Here is a 22,926-nt window from a genome sequence, read left to right as displayed (position 1 = left end):
GGGAACGGGTTTATCCTCCGGGTATACCCTAAGACAATGGAAGGTACTATCCATGAAACACCGCATCGCTCTGCTTCTGGCCCTGTCTTCACTTAGCGCCAGCGCCATAGCCGCCTCTCCCTGCCAGGAAAAAGAGCAGGATATTCAACGAGAGATCAGCTATGCCGAAAAGCATCACAATCAAAGTCGCATTGATGGGCTAAATACCGCGCTACGTCAGGTACGGGAGAACTGCAGCGACAGTAAACTCAAAGCCGATCATCAGCAAAAAATTGCCAAACAGCGGGAAGAGATCGCTGAACGTCAGCGCGATCTGCAGGAAGCCCGGAAGAAAGGCGATGCGGACAAAATCAACAAACGCCAGCATAAACTCAATGAAGCGCAACAGGAGTTGAAAACGCTGGAGTCTCGGGATTACTAATCACCATTAACTTTCGCAATACGGACCACGCTACAGGAGAACGACATGGCTAAAGAGAATGTGACTGACGACCTTCGTGCAGAACTGAAAACGCTGGCGGACACCCTGGAGGAAGTACTGAATTCCTCGGCGGACAAGTCGAAAGAAGAGATGGGTAAACTGCGCAGTAAAGCGGAGAGCGCGCTGAAAGAGAGCCGCGCCCGCCTGGGTGAGACCAGCGAAGCGATTTTGCGTCAAACTCGTGAGACCGCCGCGCGAGCGGATGATTATGTTCGCGAAAATCCGTGGACTGGGGTCGGGATTGGCGCCGCCGTCGGGCTGGTGCTGGGTGTCCTGCTGTCGCGTCGCTGATTATGGCGAATACACAACACACGCAGGGGCCGGGTCAGCGCGTCTTCTCCATTGGCCAGCGTATCGTTACGCTGCTGGTCGAAATGGTGGAAACACGGCTGCGCCTGGTCGTCGTGGAGCTGGAGGAGGAGAAAGCCAACCTCTTCCAGTTGCTGATCATGACCGGACTGACGCTGCTATTTGCCGCGTTTGGCCTCATGAGTCTGCTGGTGCTGGTTATCTGGGCCGTTGACGCTCAGTACCGCCTGCACGTCATGATCGCCACCACCGTCGTGCTGCTACTCGCCGCCGCGATTGTCGGAATCCTTACCTTACGTAAGGCGCGACGCTCCACGCTGCTGCGCCTGACTCGGAAAGAGCTGGAGAACGACCGTGCCCTTCTGGAGGAAGATAAACCATGAATGGCCGACAGGAGCGTGAACGGCAAAAGGCGCAGCTGCTGCGCCAGATCCAGCAGCAACGGCTGGAGCTGAGCGCCTGTCGCCGCCACTGGCTGGATGCGACTGCGCCCTTAGACCGAGGCTGGCATACGCTGCTCAGTTTACGTTCGTGGCTGATGGTAGGCAGCGGTCTGATGGCCGTGTGGTCCGTACGGCACCCGCATTTTTTAATGCGCTGGACCAAACGCGGACTGGGTTTATGGAGTACCTGGCGGCTGGTCCGCGGGATCCTGCGCCAGTCGACAGTCCGCTAGCCGCCCGGAGCGCGGGCGCTTTTCCCGGCGCCCCGCTCTGCCACTTCCCCGCCCGATACGCAACGCCGTTCGTAACAGCTTGCCTCCTGGCCGCCATCCGCGGTCAGCCAGTCCTCTTACCCGCCTGGCCAGGCCTATACCAGGAGCGGTAGTGATCTATCGCGTTCAGGAATCTTTCGCCCCCCCCCCCTCTTGCCGATTACTCAGAAACTTTGAACTAGATCTACAGTTTTCCTTGCTAACAATTCCCTCTCCGCCTCGCTACTATCCTCTCCATCGACAGCAACACCGTGTAACTACGCGGGATTGCGCTAAAAAACAAAACCGCCGCCCTTTGGGTTTTCTGGAGTAAGAAATGAAAAAATTAGAAGATGTTGGTGTACTGGTAGCGCGCATTCTGATGCCGATTCTGTTTATCACTGCAGGATGGGGCAAAATCACCGGTTATGCGGGAACCCAGCAGTATATGGAAGCCATGGGCGTACCGGGTGCGCTGCTGCCACTGACCATCCTCCTTGAATTCGGCGGCGGACTGGCGATTCTGTTCGGTTTCCTGACCCGGACCACCGCGCTGTTCACCGCAGGCTTTACCCTGTTGACCGCGTTCCTGTTCCACAGCAACTTTGCGGAAGGCGTGAACTCCCTGATGTTCATGAAAAACCTGACCATCGCTGGCGGTTACCTGCTGCTGGCCATTACCGGACCGGGCGCATTCAGCATCGACCGTGTACTGAATAAGAAATGGTAAGCGCACTATACTGAATGAAAAAAGCGAGGAGACCACTCCTCGCTTTTGCTATCTGAAGTCTGAAGGAGGAACAAAGATGGGACAATTAGTCGACGGCGTCTGGCAGGATACCTGGTATGACACAAAATCCACCGGTGGGCGTTTTAAGCGTTCCGTTTCCGCCTTCCGTAACTGGCTCACCGCCGATGGCGCGGCCGGCCCGAGTGGCGAAGGGGGATTTGCGGCGGAAAAAGATCGCTATCATCTGTACGTCTCTCTCGCCTGCCCGTGGGCGCATCGCACGTTAATTATGCGTAAGCTGAAAGGACTGGAGCCCTTTCTTCCTGTCTCCGTGGTACATCCGCTGATGCTGGAAAACGGCTGGACCTTTGACGACAGCTTCCCGGAAGCCACCGGTGACAACCTTTATCAGCACGATTTTCTCTATCAGCTGTATCTGCACGCCGACCCGCACTACACCGGCCGCGTCACCGTCCCGGTACTCTGGGATAAAAAACAGCAGACCATCGTCAGCAATGAGTCGGCAGAAATCATCCGTATGTTTAATACCGCCTTCGATGGCCTGGGCGCCAGAGCCGGGGATTACTACCCGCCGGCGCTGCGGGAACAAATTGATGAGCTGAACGGCTGGATCTACGACAACGTCAATAACGGCGTGTATAAAGCCGGCTTTGCCACCAGTCAGCAGGCTTACGACGAAGCGGTGGATGCGGTGTTTACCTCACTGGAGCGGCTGGAGCAGATCCTCGGTCAGCATCGTTACCTGACGGGCAATCAGCTGACGGAAGCGGATATTCGCCTGTGGACGACGCTGGTACGCTTCGACCCGGTGTATGTGACCCATTTTAAATGCGACAAACGACGCATCAGCGATTATCTCAATCTCTACGGTTTCCTGCGCGACATCTACCAGATGCCGGGTATCGCGGAGACGGTGAGTCTTCCGCATATTCGTCACCACTATTACCGCAGCCATAAAACCATTAACCCTACCGGCATCATCTCCATTGGGCCGCAGCAGGATCTCAGCGAACCGCACGGTCGCGACCAGCGCTTCCGTTGATCCGTCGGGCGCCAGTGATGGCGCCCAATAATTCATAAAACAGATATTTACCCACCATTCATTCACGTCTATTCTTATTGCGATCGCTTAAAAAACAAGTGATTGACGGTTAATTGAGGCGTAGAAATGGACTGGTATCTCAAGGTATTAAAAAACTATATAGGATTTGGCGGCCGTGCGCGGCGCAAAGAGTACTGGATGTTTATTCTGGTCAACCTCATCCTGACCGGCGTATTGAGCATCATCGATAAAATGCTGGGCTGGCAGCGGGCGGGCGGCGAAGGCATTCTGACGACCATCTATGGCATACTGGTCTTTTTACCGTGGTGGGCGGTGCAGTTTCGGCGTCTGCACGACACCGACCGCTCGGCATAGTGGCTGCTGCTGCTGTTGATCCCGGTCATCGGCTGGCTGGTGATTCTGATCTTTAACTGCCAGCGCGGAACGGAAGGCAACAACCGATTCGGGCCCGATCCAAAACCCTTTTCATACTAAATCTTCCTGCTCCTCCCGCTAGCGGGAGGAGCGTTCTCGACTATCTGCCGGCAAAAAGCTTAGGGATCTCGCGCAGGCACCAGGACTTCGCTTCGCCCATGCTGTCCCGTCGCCAGGCCATGATAATGTCAATTTCATTGGTATATTCCGGACTAACCACCCGCAAGCGTCCTTCGGCAATATCCTTCTCCACCAGCGGATAGGGCATGGTCGCCACGCCTAACCCGGCCAGAAGCGCCTGGCGCTTATCTTCAATGGTGCTCACCGTTAAGCGCGGCTGTTTATCCAGCAGCTGAACGGTGAGAACGGGCCGCTCGCGCGCGGTATCCGCCACCGCGACGCCACGGTATTTCACGCGGGTGACCTCAGAGAGCGGTTCAGGCTCCTGGTGGATCGGGTGGTCCGGCGCCGCGACGTACACGCTGAGCACCGAATAGAGTTTGCGCGAGTTAATCTCCGAGGAGGAACGAAAATGCATATCCGGCGCGACAACGATATCCGCCCGCCCCTGCTCCAGCCGCTCCCAGGCACCGGCCAGCACCTCGGTGATAATCGACAGCTGGGTGTTGGACTTGGTCGCCAGTTTCTCAATCAGCGGAAACAGATCCGGCGTGGGCACCAGCGCTTCAGTGACGATCGTCAGGTGAGTTTCCCAGCCGCGTGACAGGGCTTCGGCGTCGGTGGTGAGCTTGTCCGCCGCCTCGAGCAGCACGCGCCCGCGCTCCAGCAGCATCCGTCCGACATTGGTGAACTTTGTGCGATGACCTGAGCGGTCAAACAGCACCACGTCCAGCTCCTCCTCCAGTTTTTGCATGGTGTAGCTCAGGGCGGAAGGCACGCGTCCCAGCTCATCAGCCGCGGCAGCGAAGCTCCCGCGACGGTCGATCGCATCCATCACGCGTAACGCTTCCAGCGTTAATGCTCTCTCTTTGGCCATCGCTTTCTCATTCAGGAAATTTGAACATACCGGGCAGAATATCTGGCTAACAATACAGCGTCCATACCTTTACCATTGATTTAGTGTAAAGAGAGGTCAAGAACATGATTACTACCCGAACAGCCAAACAATGCGGACAAGCAGACTTCGGCTGGCTGCAGGCCCGCTACACCTTCTCCTTTGGCCACTACTTCGACCCGAAATTACTGGGCTTCGCGTCCTTACGCGTTCTCAATCAGGAAGTGCTGGCGCCAGGCGCTTCCTTCCAGGCCAGAACGTACCCAAAAGTCGATATCCTGAACCTGATTCTGGAAGGCGAAGCGGAGTATCGCGACAGCGACGGCAACCACGTGCAGGCAAAAGCCGGTGAAGCACTGCTTATCGCCACCCAGCCTGGCGTGAGCTATAGCGAGCATAATCTGAGCAAAGAGCAGTCGTTAACGCGGATGCAGCTGTGGCTCGATGCCTGCCCGCAGCGGGAAAACCCGTTGCAGCAGAAAATCGAGGTCGCCAACGCGCCGCTACAGCTGCTGGCCTCACCGGATGGGGGGAATAATAGCCTCCAGCTTCGCCAGCAAGCCTGGGTCTATCATATCGCGCTGGAAAAAGGTGAGCAGATCAACGTGCAATTGCATGGGCCACGCGCCTACCTGCAGTCGATCCACGGCACGGTCCATGCCATCGCGCAGGAACAACCAAAACAGGCTCTCACCTGTGGTGATGGGGCATTTATTCGTGACGAAGCTAACATTACCCTCGTCGCCGATACGCCGCTGCGCGCTTTGTTGATAGATTTACCGGTGTAACAACGGAAGTGATGGAGTCTGTCAGTGAGTAAGAAGAAAAACAGAAAAAAGGCGTCTCCGACGCCGCTAGCCCCGACGCCGCCGGAAACCGTCGGCGTCGTCAGCTTTGGTTATGATGAGATGCTTAGCGAACTGGAAGCCATTGTTGCCGAGGCGGAGATTCGCCTGCGGGATGAAGAAAGTCTCGCCTGAACCTGCAGTATGGATTATTCGGCTATCCTTGATGACTTCCCACTTATATCGGCCCCGAAAGGGGCCGATGGCATTATTCACTCAGCGCGTCGGCAAGATCTTTTTTCACCTGGGTACGCTGCTCGGGTGTTAGTACTTGATTCACATCAAAATAGTACTTCACGCGATAATAACGTACCTGTTGATCAATTTTACTGAAAGCCGCCAGCTGATCCTTCACCGCTTTCTCATTCCATTTACCGGAATCAATCACGTTAATCAGCGCGCCATCTTTAATGTCTTGCTGTGAAATCTGCTGCACATTATTTTCCAGCTGCTGATGCAGGCTTTTAATTTTCGCCACCTGATCGCTGGTGAGTTTTAAGTGCTGGACAATAGGATCCTGCGCTGGCGCTGGCGCCGCCTGCACGTCCGCGGCCTGTGCCGTCAGAGAGAAACCGCTGGTCAGAAGGGTGGCGAACGCAATACGGGTTATTAATTTCATTGTCTTATCCTGATGTGAAATTGCCAGAAATAGCGGTTTATTATTTTACAGCCGGGAGTGAATAATTGTAAAAAATAATACCTAAAGATTATTTTCATTCGTGATAAGAATAAAAACACCAAACACATTGATTACATGAATGAGGTCACTATGTTAATTCGTACACTCCATACAACAACATTAACTCATTACTTTCAATTAAAGAAGCAGATCAAATAGTTGACAGTGGTGACTTTTTCTTTAATTTAATCAGCGCACATCACGTTATCCAGTGAATCAGGGATATCATTAAAAAAATAAATAGGGAGATAGGTATGTTATTACGCTTTCGTGTATTACCGTTGGTATTTTTCATATCGTTGTTAAGCGGCTGCGGCCTGGCCTCTAAAGCCTTTTATTCCGCAGGCGATAAATTATTTCAGCCGGGAGATGACGCCGTCGCTTCGATGCAAACGTATTCCGTCGCGCAGTTTCTGCAGCCGTTTACTCTCAATCCGGCGAAGGCCAGCAGCGATTATCTGGGTAAATGGGTTAAGGTGCGCGGCGTGATTGTCGACATTCGCAGAATGAGCGGCATCGCCGGCAGCTACTATTTTACCGTGACCATGCGCGATGAGCAGAATAAAACGGATAAACGTCTGACCTTTAATTTTGGATCGCATAACAGCGCAGACGTCGAGTCTTTAAGCAACGGCAGCATCGCCACGATTATCGGCCAGGTTCATCAGGTGCAAGATTCTACGGTACCGACGCTGCAGAATCCTAAGGTGGTTAAATAACGCTAGCTGACCGCTACGCCGCGCGTTTTTGGTATAGCGTCGTGGACAGTCATTCATTCGCGTCACGGATTCAGATAGCAAAAACCCCGCCGGAGCGGGGTTTTGACATAAAGAGGTGAAACTGACCGGTAAGCCGCGTGCTTTTGGTATAGCGTCGTGGACAGTCATTCATCCTGCGTCCGGTATTCAGATAGCAAAAACCCCGCCGAAGCGGGGTTTTCTAAGGAGTGAAACTGACCGATAAGCCGGGTTCTGTCGTGGACAGTCATTCATCTAGGCCAGCAATCGCTCACTGGCTCAAGCAGCCTACCCGGGTTCAGTACGGGCCGTACCTTATGAACCCCTATTTGGCCTTGCTCCGGGTGGAGTTTACCGTGCCACGGACTGTTACCAGCCGCGCGGTGCGCTCTTACCGCACCCTTTCACCCTTACCTGATCCCGCTTGCGCGGGCCATCGGCGGTTTGCTCTCTGTTGCACTGGTCGTGGGCTGTGACACCCCCCAGGCGTTACCTGGCACCTTGCCCTATGGAGCCCGGACTTTCCTCCCCTCCGCCCGTCTCCCCCCGAAGGAGGACGACGACGAAGCGGCGACTGTCTGGTCAGCTTCGGCGCGCAGTATAGTGGGTTTACCGCCCGTTGTCATCCCTCTGTCGTCATCCCGACCAGCAGGGTGGCGGCGATATTGCGCGATGCATGATAAATATTATCAAACGCGCCGCGAAACGCCGCTTCCTGCGTCACAACTGAGGTTAACACGCGGAAACGGCATCAATACCGCGTCCATGCTAGCCCCGCCGTGGCAGTCTGGCACTGTTGCACCAGGCATAACCACCAGGCCGCGCAGGGGCTCTTCTTGTTAGCGAGTCACTTCCACTTTCGCCAGCTTTTCGTAGTAGCATGCCAGCGCGCTATGGTCAGCGGTGCCCAGACCGTCCGCACGCAGCGCCTGCATCATCTCCATTACCGCCGCTGTCAGCGGCAGTTGAGCGCCCACGCCATGGGAGGTATCCAGCGCATTGGCCAGATCTTTAATATGCAGATCGATCCGGAAGCCCGGCTTGAAGTTACGATCCATCACCATCGGCGCTTTGGCATCCAGCACGGTACTCCCCGCCAGACCGCCGCGGATCGCCTGATAAACCAGATCCGGATTGACGCCGGCTTTGGTGGCCAGGGTCAGCGCTTCGGACATGGCAGCGATGTTCAGGGCGACGATCACCTGATTGGCCAGTTTGGTCACATTGCCCGCGCCAATGTCGCCGGTATGCACCACGGAGCCGGCCATCGCTTTCATCAGATCGTAATATTTGTCGAAGATCGCCTTGTCGCCGCCGACCATCACCGACAGGGTGCCGTCGATCGCTTTTGGTTCGCCGCCGCTTACCGGCGCGTCCAGCATATCAATACCTTTGGCCTTCAGCGCTTCGCTAATTTCCCGGCTGGCCAGCGGCGCAATAGAGCTCATGTCGATCACCACGGTGCCCGGTTTCGCGCCTTCAATAATGCCGTTTTCCCCCAGCGCCACCTCTTTGACATGCGGCGAGTTCGGCAGCATGGTGATGATCACATCGCACTGCTCGGCAATCGCCTTCGGCGTGGCCGCGGTCTCTGCGCCCGCGGCAATCACGTCGGCAATCGCTTCCGGATTACGGTCAGACACCACCAGCGAGTAACCCGCCTTCAGCAAATTTTTGCTCATCGGCTTGCCCATAATGCCAAGACCGATAAAACCCACTTTGATTGTCATATTGTTCTCTCTCTTCATCCTGGTGATTATTTTCTAAAGGCATCAGCAAGTTTCTGGGTTGCGGAACGGAAGACCCCCAGATCGCTGCCGACGGCGACAAAAGTGGCGCCCCACTCCAGGTAGCGCCGCGCATCGGCCTCTACCGGCGCCAGAATGCCGCTTGGCTTACCGTGCTTCTTCGCGCTGGCGAAGATATGCTGGATGGCGCGCTGCACCTCAGGATGGGCGGCATTGCCCAGATGACCTAACGCGGCGGCCAGGTCGCTCGGGCCGACGAACAGGCCGTCGACACCTTCGGTCGCGGCAATCGCCTCGACGTTGTCCACCCCAGTCTGGCTCTCAATCTGTACCAGAATGGAAATGTTTTTATTGGACTGGGCGAAGTAGTCCGGCACGGTGCCGAACATATTGCCGCGATGGGAAACGGAGACTCCGCGGATCCCTTCCGGCGGGTAGCGAGTAGAAGCCACCGCCTGCGCCGCCTGTTCCGCTGTCTCGACAAATGGCACCAGGAAGTTATAGAAGCCGATATCCAGCATGCGTTTAATGATGATGGGCTCGTTGGTCGGCACGCGCACCACCTGAGCGCTGGAGCTGCCTTTCAGCGCCATAAGCTGTGGGATAAGCGTGGTGACGTCGTTCGGCGCGTGTTCCGCGTCCAGTACCAGCCAGTCGAAACCCGCCAGACCCAACACCTCGGTGCTGATCGGATTGGCCAGCGCGCACCAGCAGCCAATCTGCACCTGATGAGCCGCCAGCGCGGCCTTAAATTTGTTCGGGAAAATTGCGTTATCCATGATTTTTACCTTGCGTTAATCGTTGCTAACTTCTGCAATTCATTCGTTATATCACCAGCCCGGCGAGAGAGCCCCATTAGGCTGGAAAAGCGTATCGCCTGACCCCAAATATTATCCGCAGAATAAACCAGCGAATGGGTGTCCTTTTTTATTTCCTGCCCTTGAGTCCGGAAAATGTAAGCCCATCGCAAATTAACCATCTTTTAATATTCGTTAGGTGACTGCTAAATTATTAACCCGCGATTAAAAGGCAAACCATGCGCATATCGGACGTCACAAAAACACGACTCAGTATAGTCAGCTCCCACTCGCCAGACACTATGCATAAACACAATATAAACACATTTTTTAAAGCCTTAGTTGGGCAATCGCCTTAAGCTATGGGCGCTAATCCACACTTCTTACGATTCCCCACCCTCCGCGCGCGTCCATGGCGACAAGGAGTGATTCAGATCACATCTTCACGCCGACACACCTGACATGCTTTATTTCATTATTCCGCTTAACAGCGCCAGAATTACCATTTAATGATATTTTTAGCACCTGTTTGGAGATAACTGGACAATGGCTGATATTTCAATTCGACAACAATCGCCTACCGCGTTTTATATAAAAGTTGACCCGACAGATAATGTGGCGATTATTGTCAACGATCGGGGATTAACCGCCGGAACGCGTTTCCCGGACGGCCTGACGCTCATCGAGCACATTCCACAGGGTCATAAAGTCGCCCTGGTGGATATCCCAGCCCACGGTGAAATTATCCGTTACGGAGAAGTCATTGGCTTCGCGGTGCGCGACATCCCCCAGGGAAGCTGGATTGACGAGTCGTTAGTGGAGCTGCCCACCGCCCCGCCGTTGAACACCCTGCCGCTGGCCACCAAAGTGCCCGCCCCGCTGCCGCCGCTGGAAGGCTACACCTTCGAAGGCTACCGCAATGCCGACGGCAGCGTGGGCACCAAAAATCTGCTGGGTATCACCACCAGCGTGCACTGCGTTGCGGGCGTGGTCGATTACGTGGTGAAACTCATTGAACGCGACCTGCTGCCGAAATATCCCAACGTCGACGGCGTGGTGGGTCTGAATCACCTCTATGGCTGCGGCGTTGCGATTAATGCGCCAGCGGCGGTGGTGCCGATACGCACCATCCACAATATCGCCCTTAACCCGAACTTCGGCGGCGAAGTGATGGTCATTGGCCTTGGCTGTGAAAAGCTGCAGCCCGAGCGGCTGCTGCAGGGGACGGAAGATGTCAAAAGCATCCCGGTGGACAGCGCCAGTATCGTCAGCCTGCAGGATGAAAAGCACGTGGGCTTTAAATCGATGGTCGATGACATTCTGCAGGTCGCCGAGCGCCATCTGGCGAAACTCAACCAGCGTCAGCGGGAAACCTGCCCGGCTTCTGAACTGGTGGTGGGTATGCAGTGCGGCGGCAGCGACGCTTTCTCCGGCGTGACCGCCAACCCGGCGGTGGGTTACGCTTCCGATCTGCTGGTGCGCTGCGGCGCGACGGTGATGTTCTCAGAGGTGACCGAAGTCCGCGACGCTATCCATCTGCTGACGCCGCGGGCGATCAACGAAGAGGTGGGTAAACGCCTGCTGGAAGAGATGGCCTGGTACGATAACTATCTCGATATGGGCAAAACCGACCGCAGCGCCAACCCTTCACCCGGTAACAAGAAAGGCGGCCTGGCCAACGTGGTGGAAAAAGCGCTGGGGTCGATTGCCAAATCAGGAAAAAGCGCCATCGTTGAGGTGCTTTCCCCCGGGCAGCGCCCGACCAAACGTGGCCTGATTTACGCCGCCACCCCCGCCAGCGATTTTGTCTGCGGCACCCAGCAGGTGGCCTCTGGCATCACGGTGCAGGTGTTCACCACCGGCCGCGGCACGCCTTACGGACTGATGGCGGTACCGGTGATAAAAATGGCGACTCGCACCGAGCTGGCTAACCGCTGGTATGACTTAATGGACATTAACGCCGGCACCATCGCCACCGGCGAAGAGACGATTGAGGAGGTGGGGCTGAAGCTGTTCGAATTTATTCTCGACGTCGCCAGCGGACGCAAGAAAACCTTCTCCGATCAGTGGGGCTTGCATAACCAACTGGCGGTATTCAACCCGGCGCCGGTGACCTGATCGAGAGCGTAAGGCTTTAACCATTTTTAGCCCGGATTTATCCGGGCTTGTTGGCTAGGAATGCTGTGCGGCAAGGAAGGCGGGGCTGCACTTTTCATCCAACATTTCTTCCGACATTTCTTCCGACATGTCGGATGACGCTCAAGCAGCTCTTCACTATCTGAAGGGCTGCTTGCCAGACTTCAATTGGGTCTACAGGATCACTCCCCCTGCTGCTCCAGGGCATACTTATACAACGCATTTTTCTTCACGCCGTGGATTTCCGCGGCCAGCGCGGCGGCTTTCTTCAGCGGCAGTTCCGCCTGCAGCAGCGCCAGAGTCCGCAGCGCGGCTGCCGGCAGCGCCTCTTCCTGCGCCTTAAAACCTTCGACGATCAGCACCATCTCGCCTTTGCGACGGTTTTCGTCTTCCTTGACCCACGCCACCAGCTCGCCAATCGGCGCGCCGTGGATCGATTCCCAGGTTTTGGTCAGCTCGCGGGCCAGCACCACATAGCGAGATTCTCCCAGTACCGCGCAGATATCTTCCAGACTCTCCACCAGCCGGTGGGTCGACTCATAGAAGATAAGGGTGCGCGGCTCTTCTTCCAGCGCTTTAAGGGTATCGCGACGGCCTTTCGATTTCGCCGGCAGGAAGCCTTCATAACAGAAACGGTCGGAAGGCAGGCCAGCGGCGCTCAGGGCGGCGATAGCCGCACAAGGACCCGGCAGCGGCACGACGCGGATATTGGCTTCGCGGCAGGTACGCACCAGATGATAGCCTGGGTCGTTAATCAGCGGCGTGCCCGCATCGGAGACCAGCGCGATGTTTTGCCCTTCTTTCAGTTTAGCGAGAAGTGTTTCCGCCTTTTGCTGCTCGTTATGGTCGTGAAGCGCAAATAAACGGGCGTTAATCGCAAAATGTTGCAGCAGCAAACCGGTGTGGCGGGTATCCTCCGCAGCAATTAAATCAACGGCTTGCAACACTTCCAGTGCGCGCTGCGTGATATCAGACAGATTTCCTATCGGAGTGGGCACAATATAGAGCTGCCCCTGAGAATTATCCGCTGATTCGTGTTGTTTCATTGTCTCGTCCGTATTGCCGATTTAATATTGAGCATTGAGCCAAAAAAATATCACTGGACACTTATGGTACCGTCAACATTTCTTCGTTCTAAGCCCGCGCGCTGTCTGCCCGTATTGCTGGCGACTCTTCTTTTTGCTGGCTGCGGCACCCACACGCAGGATCAAAGCACGGCGTTTATGCAGGGTACGTCGCAGGCAAACTCCAGTTTCTACTTGCAGCAGATGCAGCAAAGCACGAATGATAGCAAGACCAACTGGCAATTACTCGCCATTCGTGCACTGCTGCAGGAAGGAAAGCAGCAGCAGGCCATCGACCTGTTTAACCAGCTGCCGTCAAACCTGGACAGCACCCAGGCCCGTGAACAGTCACTGCTGGCAATAGAAGTAAAGCTGGCGCAGAACGACTATCAGGGGGCCCGTACTCTGCTGGCTAAGCTTGACCCGGCAAGCCTGGAGCAGCCTCAGCAGGCGCGCTACTGGCAGGCGCAAATCGATGCCAGCCAGGGCAAACCCTCGGTGACTCTGCTGCGCGCCTTAATCGCCCAGCAGCCGCTGCTGAGCGATGCCAAACAGCGCCAGCAAAATATTGACGCGACCTGGCAAGCGCTGACTGCGATGACCCAGGATCAGGCCAATGCGCTGGTGATCAATGCCGATGAAAACACCCTCCAGGGCTGGCTGGATCTGCAGCGGATGTGGTTTGACAACCGCAACGATCCCACGCTGCTGAAAGCCGGCGTCAAAGACTGGCAGACGCGCTACCCGCAAAACCCTGGCGCCAAAATGCTGCCAACGGCGCTGGTGAACATGCAAAACTATAAGCCCGCCTCCATCAACAAGATTGCGCTTTTCCTGCCGCTGAACGGCCAGGCCTCGATCTTCGGCCGCACCATCCAGCAGGGCTTCGAAGCCGCCAAAAACGGCGCGCCGTCGGTGACGGGCAGCGCGGTTCCCGCTCAGGTCGCTCAGGCGGCGAACACGTCCGGTAACGATGACGTGGTAAGCCCGTCGCAGGCGGAAATTAGCGATCTGACGGCTGCCGGAAGTCGCGCCGAACCGGTGCAGGCCCCGGCGCAAACTCAGGCAACGCCAGCGGCGGAGCCGGCGGCTCAGGCGCCGGAAGCGACCACCACGCCGCAGACCACCGCGTCCCCGGTCACCCAGCCGGTCACCGCCCCGGCCGCACAGCCGCAGCCAGTGGTCGCCACCGCCGCCAATCCCTCTGCGGAACTGAAAATTTACGATACCACCAGCCAGCCGATCGGCCAGCTCCTTGCCCAGGCTCAGCAGGACGGCGCCACCCTCGTCGTCGGGCCGCTGCTAAAAGAGAATGTCGAAGATGTTCTCAAGAGCAATACGCCGCTCAACGTGCTGGCGCTCAACCAGCCGGAGAAGGTCGAAGGCCGCGCTAATATCTGCTATTTCGCGCTGTCACCGGAAGACGAAGCGCGTGACGCCGCCCGACACATCCATCAACAGGGCAAACAGACGCCGTTGTTGCTGGTTCCGCGCGGCGCGCTGGGCGATCGTGTGGTCAACGCGTTTGCCGACGAGTGGCTGAAGCTGGGCGGCGCCAGCGTCCTGCAGCAGCGTTTTGGCTCCACGGCGGAGCTGCGCGCCGGCGTTAACGGCGGAGGGGGCATTGCGCTGAGCGGCACCCCAGTCTCCACCCTGCCATCAGCGCAGAACAGCGTCCTCGGCACGGCGGATGAAATGCCGGTTAGCAGCGGCGGCAGCGTCGACGCGGCCTATATCCTCGCCACCCCGGAACAGATTGGCTATATCAAACCCATGATCGCGATGCGCAACGGCAGCCAGAGCAATGTCACCCTGTACGCCAGCTCGCGCAGCGCACAGGGCACCGCAGGTCCGGATTTCCGTCTGGAGATGGAAGGCCTGCAGTATAGCGAAATCCCGATGCTGGCTGGCAGCAACCCGGCGTTGATGCAGCAGGCGCTGTCTGCGGTGCGCAATGACTACTCGCTGGCGCGTCTGTATGCGATGGGCGCTGACGCCTGGTCGCTGGCAAACCACTTCACGCAAATGCGCCAGACGCCGGGCTTCGAGCTGAACGGGAATACCGGCGATCTGACGGCGACTCAGGACTGCGTGATTACCAGGAAACTGTCATGGCTCAAATACCAGCAGGGACAAATCGTCCCGGCCAGCTAAGCAAACAGACCGGCCATGCATGGGAAAACCGTGCTCGCCGCTGGCTGGAAAGCCAGGGCCTGCGTTTTATTGCAGCCAATGCTCGCGAGCGTGGCGGCGAAATTGACCTCATTATGCGCGACGGCGCCGTCACCGTCTTTGTCGAGGTGCGCTACCGCCGCAGCGCTCTGTACGGTGACGCGGCGGCCAGCGTCACCCCGCAAAAACAGCAACGCCTGCTTAAAGCCGCCCGTTTGTGGCTCTGCCGACAGAATGGGAGCTTTGAGACTGTGGATTGCCGTTTCGATGTGGTAGCCTTCACCGGAAACGACATCCAATGGCTAAAAAACGCCTTTGGCGAATAGCGTAATACCAGAAGTAAGGGATCCCGTGCTCGACAGAATCAAAGCCTGCTTTACCGAAAGCATTCAAACCCAAATTGCCGCAGCAGAAGCACTCCCGGACGCCATCTCCCGGGCGGCGATGACGCTCGTGCAGTCCCTGCTCAACGGCAACAAAATCCTCTGTTGTGGTAATGGCACTTCCGCCGCCAACGCACAGCATTTTGCTGCCAGCATGATTAATCGTTTTGAAACGGAACGCCCTGGTTTACCCGCCATTGCACTAAACACCGATAATGTGGTCTTAACTGCCATCGCTAACGATCGCCTGCATGACGAGATTTACGCCAAGCAGGTGCGCGCCCTGGGACACGCTGGCGATGTGCTGCTGGCAATCTCCACACGCGGTAACAGTCGGGACATCGTCAAGGCGGTGGAAGCCGCCGTGACCCGCGACATGACCATCGTCGCGTTAACCGGCTATGACGGCGGTGAGCTGGCGGGCCTGTTAGGTCAGCAGGATGTCGAAATCCGCATCCCCTCACACCGCAGCGCGCGTATCCAGGAGATGCATATGCTGACCGTCAACTGTCTGTGCGATTTGATAGATAACACTCTTTTTCCACACCAGGACGATTAAGGAGAACACATGAAGGCTCTCTCGCCCCTCGCCATCCTGCTTTCAGCACTACTGCTGCAGGGCTGCGTTGCCGCCGCGGTTGTCGGAACGGCAGCAGTCGGCACTAAAGCCGCAACGGACCCGCGTACGGTGGGAACCCAGGTCGATGACAGCACCCTGGAACTGCGCGTCAATAGCGCCTTGTCGAAAGATGAACAGATTAAGAAACAGGCCCGCATCAACGTTACCGCTTATCAGGGCAAAGTCCTGCTGACCGGTCAGTCGCCGACGCCGGATCTCTCTGCCCGCGCCAAGCAAATCGCCATGGGCGTGGAAGGAACCACGGAAGTGTTTAACGAAGTGCGCCAGGGCCAGCCGATTGGTTTAGGCACCGCCTCTTCTGATACCTGGATTACCACCAAGGTGCGTTCGCAGCTGCTGAGCACCGATCAGGTCAAATCCTCGAACGTGAAGGTGACCACGGAAAACAGCGAAGTCTTCCTGATGGGACTGGTGACCGACCGTGAAGGCCGCGCGGCGGCGGATATCGCCAGCCGGGTGAGCGGCGTGTCCCGGGTGACCACCGCCTTTACCTATATTAAATAAAGCTGCAATTTCCCGGCTGGCGCTGCGCTTAGCCGGGCTACCGCCCCCTGTCCGTTGTGAGCCGGGTAAGGCGTAGCCGCCACCCGGCATCCAATCCGGCTATGCGTACGTTTACGGCAAACTACACCAGCGCCAGCGCACCGACAATCGCCCCGCACAGCGCCACCAGTCCGCCAGTCAGCCACAGCGCTTTAGCCGGAAAGGCTTTGCGCAGCATAATCAACGATGGCACGCTCACTGCCGGCAACGTAATCAGCAGCGCCAGCGCCGGCGCAACGCCCATCCCCGTCAGCATCATCGTCTGGACAATCGGAATTTCCGCCGCGGTAGGGATCACAAACAGACAGCCGGCAATCGCCATCGCGATGACCCAGAACAAGGTATTATCCACCACGCCATCGGCGTGCGGGAACAGCCAGACGCGCGCCGCCCCCAGCACCAGTACCGCGAGGATATAAACCGGGATGGTGTTCCAGAACAACGTCCACAGCGCCCGCAGCCAGCGGCTAAAGAAGCCGCCCTGGGCCGCTTTCGCTTGCGCTTCAGGCACCACGGCAGGCTGCGTCGCCGCCTCTTTTACCCATTTCTGCACCAGCGTCGCGACAATCAACACCGTCGCCAGGCCCGCCACCAGGCGAACCAACGCAAACTGCCAGCCCAGCACGAAGCCCATAAACACCAACGTCGCCGGGTTGAGCAGCGGGTTGCCCATCCAGAACGCCAGCGCCCCGCCCATCGACACCTGCTGTTTGCGCATCCCGGCCGCGACCGGCGCGGCGCAGCAGGTGCACATCATGCCTGGCAGCGAGAAAATCGTCCCCAGCAGCGTCCCCTGAAAACGCGATTGTCCCAGGGTGCGCAGCAGCCAGTCGCGCGGGATCAGCACCTGGATCAGCGACCCGAGCAGCACGCCGAGCACCGCCGCTTTCCAGACGGCAAGGAAGTAAACCACCGCGTAGTCCCACGCCGCCTTCAGCGGGTTAGCGTCGGCCTGGGCGAGAATGGATTTACCGATACTGTGGGTTTCCGCAGCGGTGAAGGCTTTCCCGTAGTATGGCTGCCATTTGACGAACCACAGGCCGACAATCACGACGAGAAAGAAAAGCGCGGGCTTCCACCATTGAAATGGTGACGCCGCCTGAGATGAAGACTGACCAGCCATAGCATTCCCCAGCAAGAAATGTGGATATGAATTGAAGCCGTGAATACTACGCCGGAAGCCTGCGTTTGCAAACCGCTATTCCGCCTGCCGCGCGGCACGCTCCCGTAGCTCGGACGATGAGAGAATTTGCACCCCTTCGTGAGTAGACGACAGCGCCTCCGCCAGCAGGGCAATCGCCACGTCGCGGGCCGCAATGGATTTCCAGTTCCCCGGTAAGAGTCGGAACAGCGGTTCGAGGAAAGTCTCATTGGCCCGCTTTTTTTCCCGCTCGCCTGAGAGCATCGACGGCCGGGCAATGGTCAGCCGCGGCCAACCCTGCTCGATCAGCGCCGCCTCCATTTCCCCCTTCACCCGATTGTAGAAAAACGGCGAGTGGGCGTTGGCGCCCATCGCGCTGACCACCAGCATATGTTGCGCACCCAGCCGTTTGCCGGTCAGCGCGGTATCAACCACCAGCGTGTAGTCAGCATGGACAAAGGCCTCTTTGCTCCCGGCCTCCCGGCGCGTCGTTCCCAGACAGCAGAAAACGATATCCACCGGGTCAACCACCTGCGCCAGGGCATCGGTCAACTGGGGATCGTGCGGATTAAAAACCCCTTCCGCCGGCGCCAGTGGGCGACGCGTCGGGGCGGCGATGGCGCTGATGCTCGGCTCATTCTGCAGCAGCCGAAGTAAGTGACCGCCAACTAACCCGGTCGCGCCGGTCAATAATACCTGACTCATTGATTCTCCTTTACAGAATTCTCCGCCTTGCACTTTCGGGCTCATGTTCCAGGCTTAATACCTTACAAGGTAAGTATCCACCATCATCATGGAATTACCTCATTGACCATCCAGATAGCGGAGGAAACATGAGTAAAAAGATAGCCGTGCTCATTACCGACGACTTTGAAGATTCTGAATTTACCTCTCCCGCCGAGGCGTTTAAGCTCGCCGGGCATCAGGTCGTGACCATCGAAAAGCAGGCTGGCAAGACGGTGAAGGGTAAACAGGGAGAAGCAGAGGTCGCCATCGATCGGGCCATTGATGACGTCACACCGGGTGAATTTGATGCCTTGTTGCTGCCCGGGGGCTATTCCCCTGACCAGCTGCGCGGGGATGAACGCTTTGTCACCTTTACCCGCGATTTTGTCAACGGCGGGAAGCCGGTCTTCGCCATCTGCCACGGCCCGCAGCTGCTGATCAGCGCCGATGTGATCCGCGGGCGTAAGCTCACGGCGGTGAAGCCTATCGTGGTGGATGTGAAAAACGCCGGGGGCGAGTTTTACGACCAGGAGGTGGTGGTCGATAACGAACAGCTGGTCACCAGCAGAACGCCGGACGATCTGCCGGCCTTCAATCGCGAAGCGCTACGCCTGCTCGGCGCCGGCATCGCGCCGCCAGTGTAGCTTTTTCCCGAACCCCAGCGTGTTGTCGGTAAACTTGATTTCGTCCGGACGAATCTCCCAAACCGGCGCCGACAACATGCGGGCCACCGGGAAGCGCTTGACGTAGCGCTGACGCATACGCGCCTCTTCGTCGCCGCGCAGTCGGCGGATCTCGCCCTGGAACTGCACGCCGCGGATCAGGGCCACGGTTTTTGGCTGGCCGTTGACCGTGCCGGCCACCTTTGCCCGCTCGCCGGTCATCTGGCCGTGGCGGGTGTGCTCATCGCTGAGCACGTAAAAGGCCACGCTATCCGGGTCATAGACGTAAAAGGCGTTCGCACACCACAGCTCGTCGTCGTGGGAGACGCACCAGGTGACGACGTGCTGTTTACTCAGCCAGCGGCCAATGGCGGCAAGCGTATCCATCTTTCTTCTCCATTATGCTATGGTGCCTACACCTTACCATAGTGACTTTATAACCGTGTGCTGGTTTCTGTATCTCATTCGAACCGCGGATAATCGCCTCTATACCGGCATCACCACCGATGTGCCGCGCCGCTTTCGCCAGCATCAGGCAGGGAAAGGCGCGAAGGCGTTGCGCGGCAAAGGCGACCTGCAGCTGGCCTTTAGCCATGAAGTTGGTGAACACTCACTTGCTTTGCGGCTGGAATACCGCATTAAGCAGCTAACGAAGCGCGAAAAAGAGCGCCTCGTTGCCGGAGAAGATACCGTCGAAACCCTGCTGGCAAGGCTCAAAAACGATTAAAGTGGTCGCTGTATTCGACCTGGCCGTGGACACCTTCGAGGGCGTCATCCGCCAGGCGGTGCACCTGGAACGCCTCCGCGCTGTCCGGCCAGCGGCAGCGGAGATCGAAGCGCGCGGCCGGTTCAAAACCAAAGCGACGGTATAACTCCGGGTCGCCCAGCGTCACCACCGCGGCATAGCCAAACTCATTCAGCGAATCCAGCCCTTCATAGACCAGCTGCCGGCCAATGCCCTGTCCACGGTAGCGTTCATCCACCGCCAGCGGCGCCAGGCCGACCCACTGTAGCTCTTCACCTTCCACCGCAACCGGGCTGAAGGCAACGTAGCCGATCACCTGGCCTTCATCATCCGTCGCCACTACCCCCAGCGTGATCAGTCCATCTTCACGCAGATCGTGCACCAGCTGCGCTTCGGCATCGCGGCCGAAGGTACGACGCAGCAGCGCGTCGATTCCCGGTGCATCAATCCCAATTTCCACTCGAATCAGCATGCCTCACCTACCGATGTCTGTTCAGGTTTCTGCGGGCTCTTCAGTCCAGCTTCGACAAAATCCGCCAGTTGCAGCAACATCACGCGCAGCGCTTTGGGCATCTGCTCGAGCTCAATGGCGTCCATCAAATTTTTTACATACAGCCCCAGCTCCGTATCGCCTTCAATAACCAGACGACGCTGGAAGAATAGCGTATCCGGATCCTGCTTGCGCGCGGCGATCATTAACAGATCGCTGGCGTCGGCGCTGAAGCTGACGTCGGCGTCCGCCTGCTGGCTGACCACCAGGCGACCATCGACTACCGAGGTATACCACAGCAGACCGATGTCACGCACATGAATACTTAACCAGCGCCCCTCGAGAAACTCCAGCTCTCCCTCCGCCAGCGCCTGGCGAAACTGCCAACTAAGCACCTGCTCCAGCACCTGGCGCTTGAGGGCAAAAGGCGCCAGCTTAACCGGCACGCTCATTAAAGACGGGCCAAAGTGGACCAGCCGGGAACGCAGTTTATCCAACACAAGCTTTACTCCATGAATGCAATTGTGCCGCTATTGTGCCATATCACATAAACAACATAGCGGCGTAAATCAACAAAAACGCGATGACGGCAGCCCGTTATTGGCGCCGCCAATACACTTTTAACTGCCTCAAATCAAAAATTGTCACCAGAAGGTTAACTAAAATCCCTGCTCGTTAACCATTCAGCGTCCCTGACGGGCCGCATTTTTCAGGAAAAATTATGGAGCTGCTCTGCCCAGCCGGTAACCTTCCGGCGCTTAAGGCGGCCATCGAAAACGGCGCCGATGCCGTCTATATCGGGCTGAAAGATGACACCAACGCCCGCCACTTTGCCGGCCTTAATTTCACCGAAAAGAAACTGCAGGAAGCCGTCAGCTTTGTGCATCAGCACCGTCGTAAGCTGCATATCGCCATCAACACCTTCGCCCACCCCGACGGCTACGCCCGCTGGCAGCGCGCGGTGGATATGGCAGCTCAGCTGGGCGCCGATGCGCTCATTCTGGCCGATATCGCCATGCTGGAGTACGCCGCGGAGCGCTATCCGCATATAGAACGCCATGTGTCGGTACAGGCTTCCGCCACCAATGAAGAGGCCATTCGCTTCTATCATCGCAACTTCGACGTGGCGCGCGTCGTACTGCCGCGGGTGTTATCTATTCACCAGGTGAAACAGTTGGCTCGCGCCACGCCGGTGCCGCTGGAAGTCTTTGCCTTCGGCAGCCTGTGCATCATGGCGGAAGGCCGCTGCTATCTCTCTTCCTACCTGACCGGCGAATCGCCCAACACCGTCGGCGCCTGCTCGCCTGCCCGCTTCGTGCGCTGGCAGCAAACCCCACAGGGGCTGGAATCGCGCCTCAATGAAGTGCTGATTGACCGCTATCAGGATGGGGAAAACGCCGGTTATCCGACCTTGTGTAAAGGCCGCTACCTGGTCGATGGCGAGCGCTATCACGCGCTGGAGGAGCCCACCAGCCTCAATACCCTGGAACTGTTGCCGGAGTTGATGGCCGCCAATATCGCCTCAGTGAAAATCGAAGGCCGTCAGCGCAGCCCGGCCTACGTCACCCAGGTAGCGAAAGTCTGGCGCCAGGCGATCGATCGCTGCAAAGCCGATCCACAGAATTTCGTGCCGCAATCCGCATGGATGGAAACCCTTGGCTCCATGTCCGAAGGGACACAAACCACCCTTGGCGCCTACCACCGTAAATGGCAGTGAGAAACATGAAATATTCATTAGGGCCAGTGCTTTACTACTGGCCAAAAGAGACGCTGGAAGATTTTTACCAGCAGGCAGCCAACTGCAGCGCCGACACCATTTATCTCGGCGAAGCGGTGTGCAGCAAACGCCGTGCCACCAAAGTCGGCGACTGGATTGAGATGGCGAAAGCGCTGGCGAGCAACGGCAAACAGGTGGTGCTGTCTACCCTCGCGCTGGTGCAGGCCTCCTCCGAACTGGGCGAGCTGAAGCGCTATGTCGATAACGGGGAGTTCCTGATTGAGGCCAGCGATTTGGGCGTGGTTAACCTCTGCGCCGAACGCAAGCTGCCGTTCGTCGCCGGGCATGCGCTGAACTGCTACAACGCCGTTACCCTGCGCCTGCTGTTAAAACAGGGCATGGTGCGCTGGTGCATGCCGGTGGAGCTTTCCCGCGACTGGCTGGCTAATTTACTGACCCAGTGCGAAGAGCTGGGCATTCGCAATCAGTTTGAAGTCGAAGTGCTGAGCTACGGCCATCTGCCGCTGGCTTATTCCGCCCGCTGCTTTACCGCCCGCTCGGAAGATAGGCCAAAGGATGAGTGCGAGACCTGCTGCATCAAATACCCAACCGGACGCAGCATGCTGTCCCAGGAGAACCAGCAGGTGTTCGTGCTCAACGGTATCCAGACCATGAGCGGCTGTGTCTACAACCTGGGCAATGAGCTGACGTCCATGCACGGACTGGTGGATATGGTACGCCTGTCGCCGATGGGCAACGAGACCTTCGCCATGCTCGACGCCTTCCGCGCCAATGAAAACGGCGCTGCGCCGTTGGCGCTCACCGGCAACAGCGATTGCAACGGCTACTGGAAACGGCTGCCCGGGCTGGCGCTGCAGGCCTGATAAACCGCTCACTTTGTTAACAGCAGTGCTCAGATTTTAATGCATTATTAAAGATGCAGCTTTTCTGGCTGGCGCGTCCTGGATGCGCCA

28 protein-coding genes, 1 other RNA gene and 2 pseudogenes are annotated in these 22,926 nt (G+C 57.4%); 19 read left to right on the top strand and 12 right to left on the bottom strand.

The features are described 5' to 3' along the window. Positions 1-52: 52 nt before the first annotated feature. The 7 genes and pseudogenes from MKS11_RS00770 to MKS11_RS00740 all read left to right on the top strand — a co-directional run bounded on the left by MKS11_RS00770 (position 53) and on the right by MKS11_RS00740 (position 3,772). Positions 53-421, top strand: coding sequence for a DUF1090 domain-containing protein (locus MKS11_RS00770; RefSeq protein WP_004206124.1), 369 nt, complete (start codon positions 53-55; stop codon positions 419-421). A 45-nt stretch (positions 422-466) separates the two neighbouring features. After that, entirely contained in the window at positions 467-772 is a 306-nt protein-coding gene (locus tag MKS11_RS00765) for a YqjD family protein (protein ID WP_002917916.1), read from the top strand. A gap of 2 nt (positions 773-774) precedes the next feature. After that, positions 775-1,173: a phage holin family protein gene (locus MKS11_RS00760; RefSeq protein WP_004206125.1), complete on the top strand. Its 399-nt coding sequence runs from the start codon at positions 775-777 to the stop codon at positions 1,171-1,173. Then, entirely contained in the window at positions 1,170-1,466 is a 297-nt protein-coding gene (locus MKS11_RS00755; RefSeq protein ID WP_017900664.1) for a YqjK-like family protein, read from the top strand. Before MKS11_RS00760 ends, MKS11_RS00755 begins: the two co-directional genes overlap by 4 nt. 355 nt (positions 1,467-1,821) lie before the next feature. Next, positions 1,822-2,214: a DoxX family protein gene (locus MKS11_RS00750; RefSeq protein ID WP_002917920.1), complete on the top strand. Its 393-nt coding sequence runs from the start codon at positions 1,822-1,824 to the stop codon at positions 2,212-2,214. A gap of 76 nt (positions 2,215-2,290) precedes the next feature. Beyond that, a complete protein-coding gene (locus tag MKS11_RS00745; protein WP_064178183.1) occupies positions 2,291-3,277 on the top strand; it encodes a glutathione S-transferase family protein in 987 nt (328 codons plus the stop codon). A 126-nt stretch (positions 3,278-3,403) separates the two neighbouring features. Then, a pseudogene (locus MKS11_RS00740) lies at positions 3,404-3,772 on the top strand (DUF805 domain-containing protein). Positions 3,773-3,812: 40 nt separating this feature from the next. On the opposite strand, the gene MKS11_RS00735 reads toward MKS11_RS00740, so the two are convergent. Next, the gene (locus MKS11_RS00735) at positions 3,813-4,709 is read right to left on the bottom strand and encodes a LysR family transcriptional regulator (RefSeq protein ID WP_004144865.1); all 897 of its coding nucleotides are present in this window, start codon (positions 4,707-4,709) and stop codon (positions 3,813-3,815) included. 104 nt (positions 4,710-4,813) lie between these two features. Between MKS11_RS00735 and MKS11_RS00730 the strand changes: the two genes are divergently transcribed. After that, the gene (locus tag MKS11_RS00730; protein WP_017900661.1) at positions 4,814-5,515 is read left to right on the top strand and encodes a pirin family protein; all 702 of its coding nucleotides are present in this window, start codon (positions 4,814-4,816) and stop codon (positions 5,513-5,515) included. A gap of 24 nt (positions 5,516-5,539) precedes the next feature. Further along, positions 5,540-5,707: a hypothetical protein gene (locus MKS11_RS00725; RefSeq protein ID WP_004206134.1), complete on the top strand. Its 168-nt coding sequence runs from the start codon at positions 5,540-5,542 to the stop codon at positions 5,705-5,707. Positions 5,708-5,780: 73 nt separating this feature from the next. On the opposite strand, the gene MKS11_RS00720 is transcribed toward MKS11_RS00725, so the two are convergent. After that, positions 5,781-6,191, bottom strand: coding sequence for a Spy/CpxP family protein refolding chaperone (locus MKS11_RS00720; RefSeq protein WP_004206135.1), 411 nt, complete (start codon positions 6,189-6,191; stop codon positions 5,781-5,783). A gap of 314 nt (positions 6,192-6,505) precedes the next feature. Between MKS11_RS00720 and MKS11_RS00715 the strand changes: the two genes are divergently transcribed. Further along, on the top strand, positions 6,506-6,970 hold the full coding sequence (locus tag MKS11_RS00715; RefSeq protein ID WP_080936100.1) for an OB-fold putative lipoprotein: 465 nt from the start codon (positions 6,506-6,508) through the stop codon (positions 6,968-6,970). A gap of 225 nt (positions 6,971-7,195) precedes the next feature. Here MKS11_RS00715 and rnpB read toward each other — a convergent pair. From rnpB to garL, 4 genes and pseudogenes are all read right to left on the bottom strand, one after another. Next, positions 7,196-7,578: RNase P RNA component class A (gene rnpB / locus MKS11_RS00710), an RNA gene on the bottom strand. 32 nt (positions 7,579-7,610) lie between these two features. Next, a pseudogene (locus tag MKS11_RS00705) lies at positions 7,611-7,756 on the bottom strand (glycerate 2-kinase); the annotation flags it as partial. Between the two features lie 71 nt (positions 7,757-7,827). Then, positions 7,828-8,718: a 2-hydroxy-3-oxopropionate reductase gene (gene garR, locus MKS11_RS00700; RefSeq protein ID WP_004206137.1), complete on the bottom strand. Its 891-nt coding sequence runs from the start codon at positions 8,716-8,718 to the stop codon at positions 7,828-7,830. 26 nt (positions 8,719-8,744) lie between these two features. Next, on the bottom strand, positions 8,745-9,515 hold the full coding sequence (garL, locus tag MKS11_RS00695; RefSeq protein ID WP_048295626.1) for a 2-dehydro-3-deoxyglucarate aldolase: 771 nt from the start codon (positions 9,513-9,515) through the stop codon (positions 8,745-8,747). Positions 9,516-10,079: 564 nt separating this feature from the next. On the opposite strand from garL, the gene garD reads away from it, so the two are divergent. Beyond that, positions 10,080-11,651, top strand: a complete 1,572-nt coding sequence (gene garD / locus MKS11_RS00690) for a galactarate dehydratase (RefSeq protein ID WP_057212880.1) — start codon at positions 10,080-10,082, stop codon at positions 11,649-11,651. A gap of 200 nt (positions 11,652-11,851) precedes the next feature. On the opposite strand, the gene rsmI is transcribed toward garD, so the two are convergent. After that, positions 11,852-12,715: a 16S rRNA (cytidine(1402)-2'-O)-methyltransferase gene (gene rsmI / locus MKS11_RS00685; RefSeq protein ID WP_004144878.1), complete on the bottom strand. Its 864-nt coding sequence runs from the start codon at positions 12,713-12,715 to the stop codon at positions 11,852-11,854. 63 nt (positions 12,716-12,778) lie between these two features. On the opposite strand from rsmI, the gene MKS11_RS00680 reads away from it, so the two are divergent. The 4 genes from MKS11_RS00680 to dolP are packed head-to-tail and all read left to right on the top strand — an operon-like array spanning position 12,779 to position 16,432. Beyond that, the gene (locus MKS11_RS00680) at positions 12,779-14,887 is read left to right on the top strand and encodes a penicillin-binding protein activator (protein ID WP_064187864.1); all 2,109 of its coding nucleotides are present in this window, start codon (positions 12,779-12,781) and stop codon (positions 14,885-14,887) included. Next, positions 14,845-15,231 carry a YraN family protein gene (locus MKS11_RS00675; RefSeq protein ID WP_087770958.1) on the top strand — a complete coding sequence of 129 codons (387 nt, stop codon included), beginning with the start codon at positions 14,845-14,847 and terminating at the stop codon, positions 15,229-15,231. Before MKS11_RS00680 ends, MKS11_RS00675 begins: the two co-directional genes overlap by 43 nt. 25 nt (positions 15,232-15,256) lie before the next feature. Continuing rightward, the gene (gene diaA, locus MKS11_RS00670) at positions 15,257-15,847 is read left to right on the top strand and encodes a DnaA initiator-associating protein DiaA (RefSeq protein ID WP_002918211.1); all 591 of its coding nucleotides are present in this window, start codon (positions 15,257-15,259) and stop codon (positions 15,845-15,847) included. Between the two features lie 9 nt (positions 15,848-15,856). Then, positions 15,857-16,432, top strand: a complete 576-nt coding sequence (gene dolP, locus MKS11_RS00665; protein ID WP_002918214.1) for a division/outer membrane stress-associated lipid-binding lipoprotein — start codon at positions 15,857-15,859, stop codon at positions 16,430-16,432. Positions 16,433-16,553: 121 nt separating this feature from the next. On the opposite strand, the gene MKS11_RS00660 is transcribed toward dolP, so the two are convergent. Further along, positions 16,554-17,594 (bottom strand): permease, encoded by a 1,041-nt coding sequence (locus MKS11_RS00660; protein WP_284109348.1) that lies wholly within the window; start codon positions 17,592-17,594, stop codon positions 16,554-16,556. Between the two features lie 75 nt (positions 17,595-17,669). Then, positions 17,670-18,317, bottom strand: a complete 648-nt coding sequence (locus tag MKS11_RS00655) for an NAD(P)H-binding protein (RefSeq protein ID WP_048325826.1) — start codon at positions 18,315-18,317, stop codon at positions 17,670-17,672. A gap of 128 nt (positions 18,318-18,445) precedes the next feature. On the opposite strand from MKS11_RS00655, the gene MKS11_RS00650 reads away from it, so the two are divergent. Continuing rightward, entirely contained in the window at positions 18,446-18,982 is a 537-nt protein-coding gene (locus tag MKS11_RS00650) for a type 1 glutamine amidotransferase domain-containing protein (RefSeq protein WP_004206160.1), read from the top strand. Here the strand turns inward: MKS11_RS00650 and MKS11_RS00645 are convergent. After that, positions 18,944-19,387, bottom strand: coding sequence for a YhbP family protein (locus tag MKS11_RS00645; protein WP_065903871.1), 444 nt, complete (start codon positions 19,385-19,387; stop codon positions 18,944-18,946). The two genes, MKS11_RS00650 and MKS11_RS00645, sit on opposite strands and share 39 nt — an antisense overlap. Before the next feature lie 49 nt (positions 19,388-19,436). Between MKS11_RS00645 and MKS11_RS00640 the strand changes: the two genes are divergently transcribed. Next, positions 19,437-19,727, top strand: coding sequence for a GIY-YIG nuclease family protein (locus MKS11_RS00640; protein ID WP_025999208.1), 291 nt, complete (start codon positions 19,437-19,439; stop codon positions 19,725-19,727). On the opposite strand, the gene MKS11_RS00635 is transcribed toward MKS11_RS00640, so the two are convergent. Both MKS11_RS00635 and MKS11_RS00630 read right to left on the bottom strand, forming a co-directional pair. After that, positions 19,714-20,217: a GNAT family N-acetyltransferase gene (locus tag MKS11_RS00635; protein WP_004206163.1), complete on the bottom strand. Its 504-nt coding sequence runs from the start codon at positions 20,215-20,217 to the stop codon at positions 19,714-19,716. The genes MKS11_RS00640 and MKS11_RS00635 overlap by 14 nt on opposite strands. Continuing rightward, entirely contained in the window at positions 20,211-20,735 is a 525-nt protein-coding gene (locus MKS11_RS00630; RefSeq protein ID WP_002918231.1) for an SCP2 domain-containing protein, read from the bottom strand. Before MKS11_RS00630 ends, MKS11_RS00635 begins: the two co-directional genes overlap by 7 nt. Before the next feature lie 221 nt (positions 20,736-20,956). Here MKS11_RS00630 and MKS11_RS00625 point away from each other — a divergent pair, with 221 nt between their 5' ends. Continuing rightward, positions 20,957-21,952: a peptidase U32 family protein gene (locus tag MKS11_RS00625; RefSeq protein WP_004206164.1), complete on the top strand. Its 996-nt coding sequence runs from the start codon at positions 20,957-20,959 to the stop codon at positions 21,950-21,952. Positions 21,953-21,957: 5 nt separating this feature from the next. Beyond that, entirely contained in the window at positions 21,958-22,836 is an 879-nt protein-coding gene (locus tag MKS11_RS00620; RefSeq protein ID WP_284109347.1) for a U32 family peptidase, read from the top strand. Positions 22,837-22,926: the final 90 nt, after the last annotated feature.

The sequence above is a fragment of the Klebsiella sp. K5-45 genome, from assembly GCF_030128605.1.
GTDB lineage: Bacteria > Pseudomonadota > Gammaproteobacteria > Enterobacterales > Enterobacteriaceae > Klebsiella > Klebsiella quasipneumoniae.
Note: the sequence above shows the minus strand (reverse complement) of the source record. Positions and strands in the feature narration are given on the sequence as shown.

Excerpts from the sequence above, each read along its gene's own strand:
- MKS11_RS00745 (WP_064178183.1), top strand. The coding sequence starts at position 2,291 with ATGGGACAATTAGTCGACGGCGTCTGGCAGGATACCTGGTATGACACA.
- MKS11_RS00730 (WP_017900661.1), top strand. The coding sequence starts at position 4,814 with ATGATTACTACCCGAACAGCCAAACAATGCGGACAAGCAGACTTCGGC.
- MKS11_RS00755 (WP_017900664.1), top strand. The coding sequence starts at position 1,170 with ATGAATGGCCGACAGGAGCGTGAACGGCAAAAGGCGCAGCTGCTGCGC.
- dolP (WP_002918214.1), top strand. The coding sequence starts at position 15,857 with ATGAAGGCTCTCTCGCCCCTCGCCATCCTGCTTTCAGCACTACTGCTG.
- MKS11_RS00680 (WP_064187864.1), top strand. The coding sequence starts at position 12,779 with ATGGTACCGTCAACATTTCTTCGTTCTAAGCCCGCGCGCTGTCTGCCC.
- MKS11_RS00650 (WP_004206160.1), top strand. The coding sequence starts at position 18,446 with ATGAGTAAAAAGATAGCCGTGCTCATTACCGACGACTTTGAAGATTCT.
- rsmI (WP_004144878.1), bottom strand. The coding sequence starts at position 12,715 with ATGAAACAACACGAATCAGCGGATAATTCTCAGGGGCAGCTCTATATT.
- MKS11_RS00750 (WP_002917920.1), top strand. The coding sequence starts at position 1,822 with ATGAAAAAATTAGAAGATGTTGGTGTACTGGTAGCGCGCATTCTGATG.
- MKS11_RS00675 (WP_087770958.1), top strand. The coding sequence starts at position 14,845 with ATGGCTCAAATACCAGCAGGGACAAATCGTCCCGGCCAGCTAAGCAAA.
- MKS11_RS00660 (WP_284109348.1), bottom strand. The coding sequence starts at position 17,594 with ATGGCTGGTCAGTCTTCATCTCAGGCGGCGTCACCATTTCAATGGTGG.
- MKS11_RS00770 (WP_004206124.1), top strand. The coding sequence starts at position 53 with ATGAAACACCGCATCGCTCTGCTTCTGGCCCTGTCTTCACTTAGCGCC.
- MKS11_RS00645 (WP_065903871.1), bottom strand. The coding sequence starts at position 19,387 with ATGGATACGCTTGCCGCCATTGGCCGCTGGCTGAGTAAACAGCACGTC.
- garD (WP_057212880.1), top strand. The coding sequence starts at position 10,080 with ATGGCTGATATTTCAATTCGACAACAATCGCCTACCGCGTTTTATATA.
- MKS11_RS00635 (WP_004206163.1), bottom strand. The coding sequence starts at position 20,217 with ATGCTGATTCGAGTGGAAATTGGGATTGATGCACCGGGAATCGACGCG.
- MKS11_RS00620 (WP_284109347.1), top strand. The coding sequence starts at position 21,958 with ATGAAATATTCATTAGGGCCAGTGCTTTACTACTGGCCAAAAGAGACG.
- garR (WP_004206137.1), bottom strand. The coding sequence starts at position 8,718 with ATGACAATCAAAGTGGGTTTTATCGGTCTTGGCATTATGGGCAAGCCG.
- garL (WP_048295626.1), bottom strand. The coding sequence starts at position 9,515 with ATGGATAACGCAATTTTCCCGAACAAATTTAAGGCCGCGCTGGCGGCT.
- MKS11_RS00720 (WP_004206135.1), bottom strand. The coding sequence starts at position 6,191 with ATGAAATTAATAACCCGTATTGCGTTCGCCACCCTTCTGACCAGCGGT.
- MKS11_RS00625 (WP_004206164.1), top strand. The coding sequence starts at position 20,957 with ATGGAGCTGCTCTGCCCAGCCGGTAACCTTCCGGCGCTTAAGGCGGCC.
- MKS11_RS00715 (WP_080936100.1), top strand. The coding sequence starts at position 6,506 with ATGTTATTACGCTTTCGTGTATTACCGTTGGTATTTTTCATATCGTTG.
- MKS11_RS00735 (WP_004144865.1), bottom strand. The coding sequence starts at position 4,709 with ATGGCCAAAGAGAGAGCATTAACGCTGGAAGCGTTACGCGTGATGGAT.
- MKS11_RS00760 (WP_004206125.1), top strand. The coding sequence starts at position 775 with ATGGCGAATACACAACACACGCAGGGGCCGGGTCAGCGCGTCTTCTCC.
- MKS11_RS00655 (WP_048325826.1), bottom strand. The coding sequence starts at position 18,317 with ATGAGTCAGGTATTATTGACCGGCGCGACCGGGTTAGTTGGCGGTCAC.
- MKS11_RS00765 (WP_002917916.1), top strand. The coding sequence starts at position 467 with ATGGCTAAAGAGAATGTGACTGACGACCTTCGTGCAGAACTGAAAACG.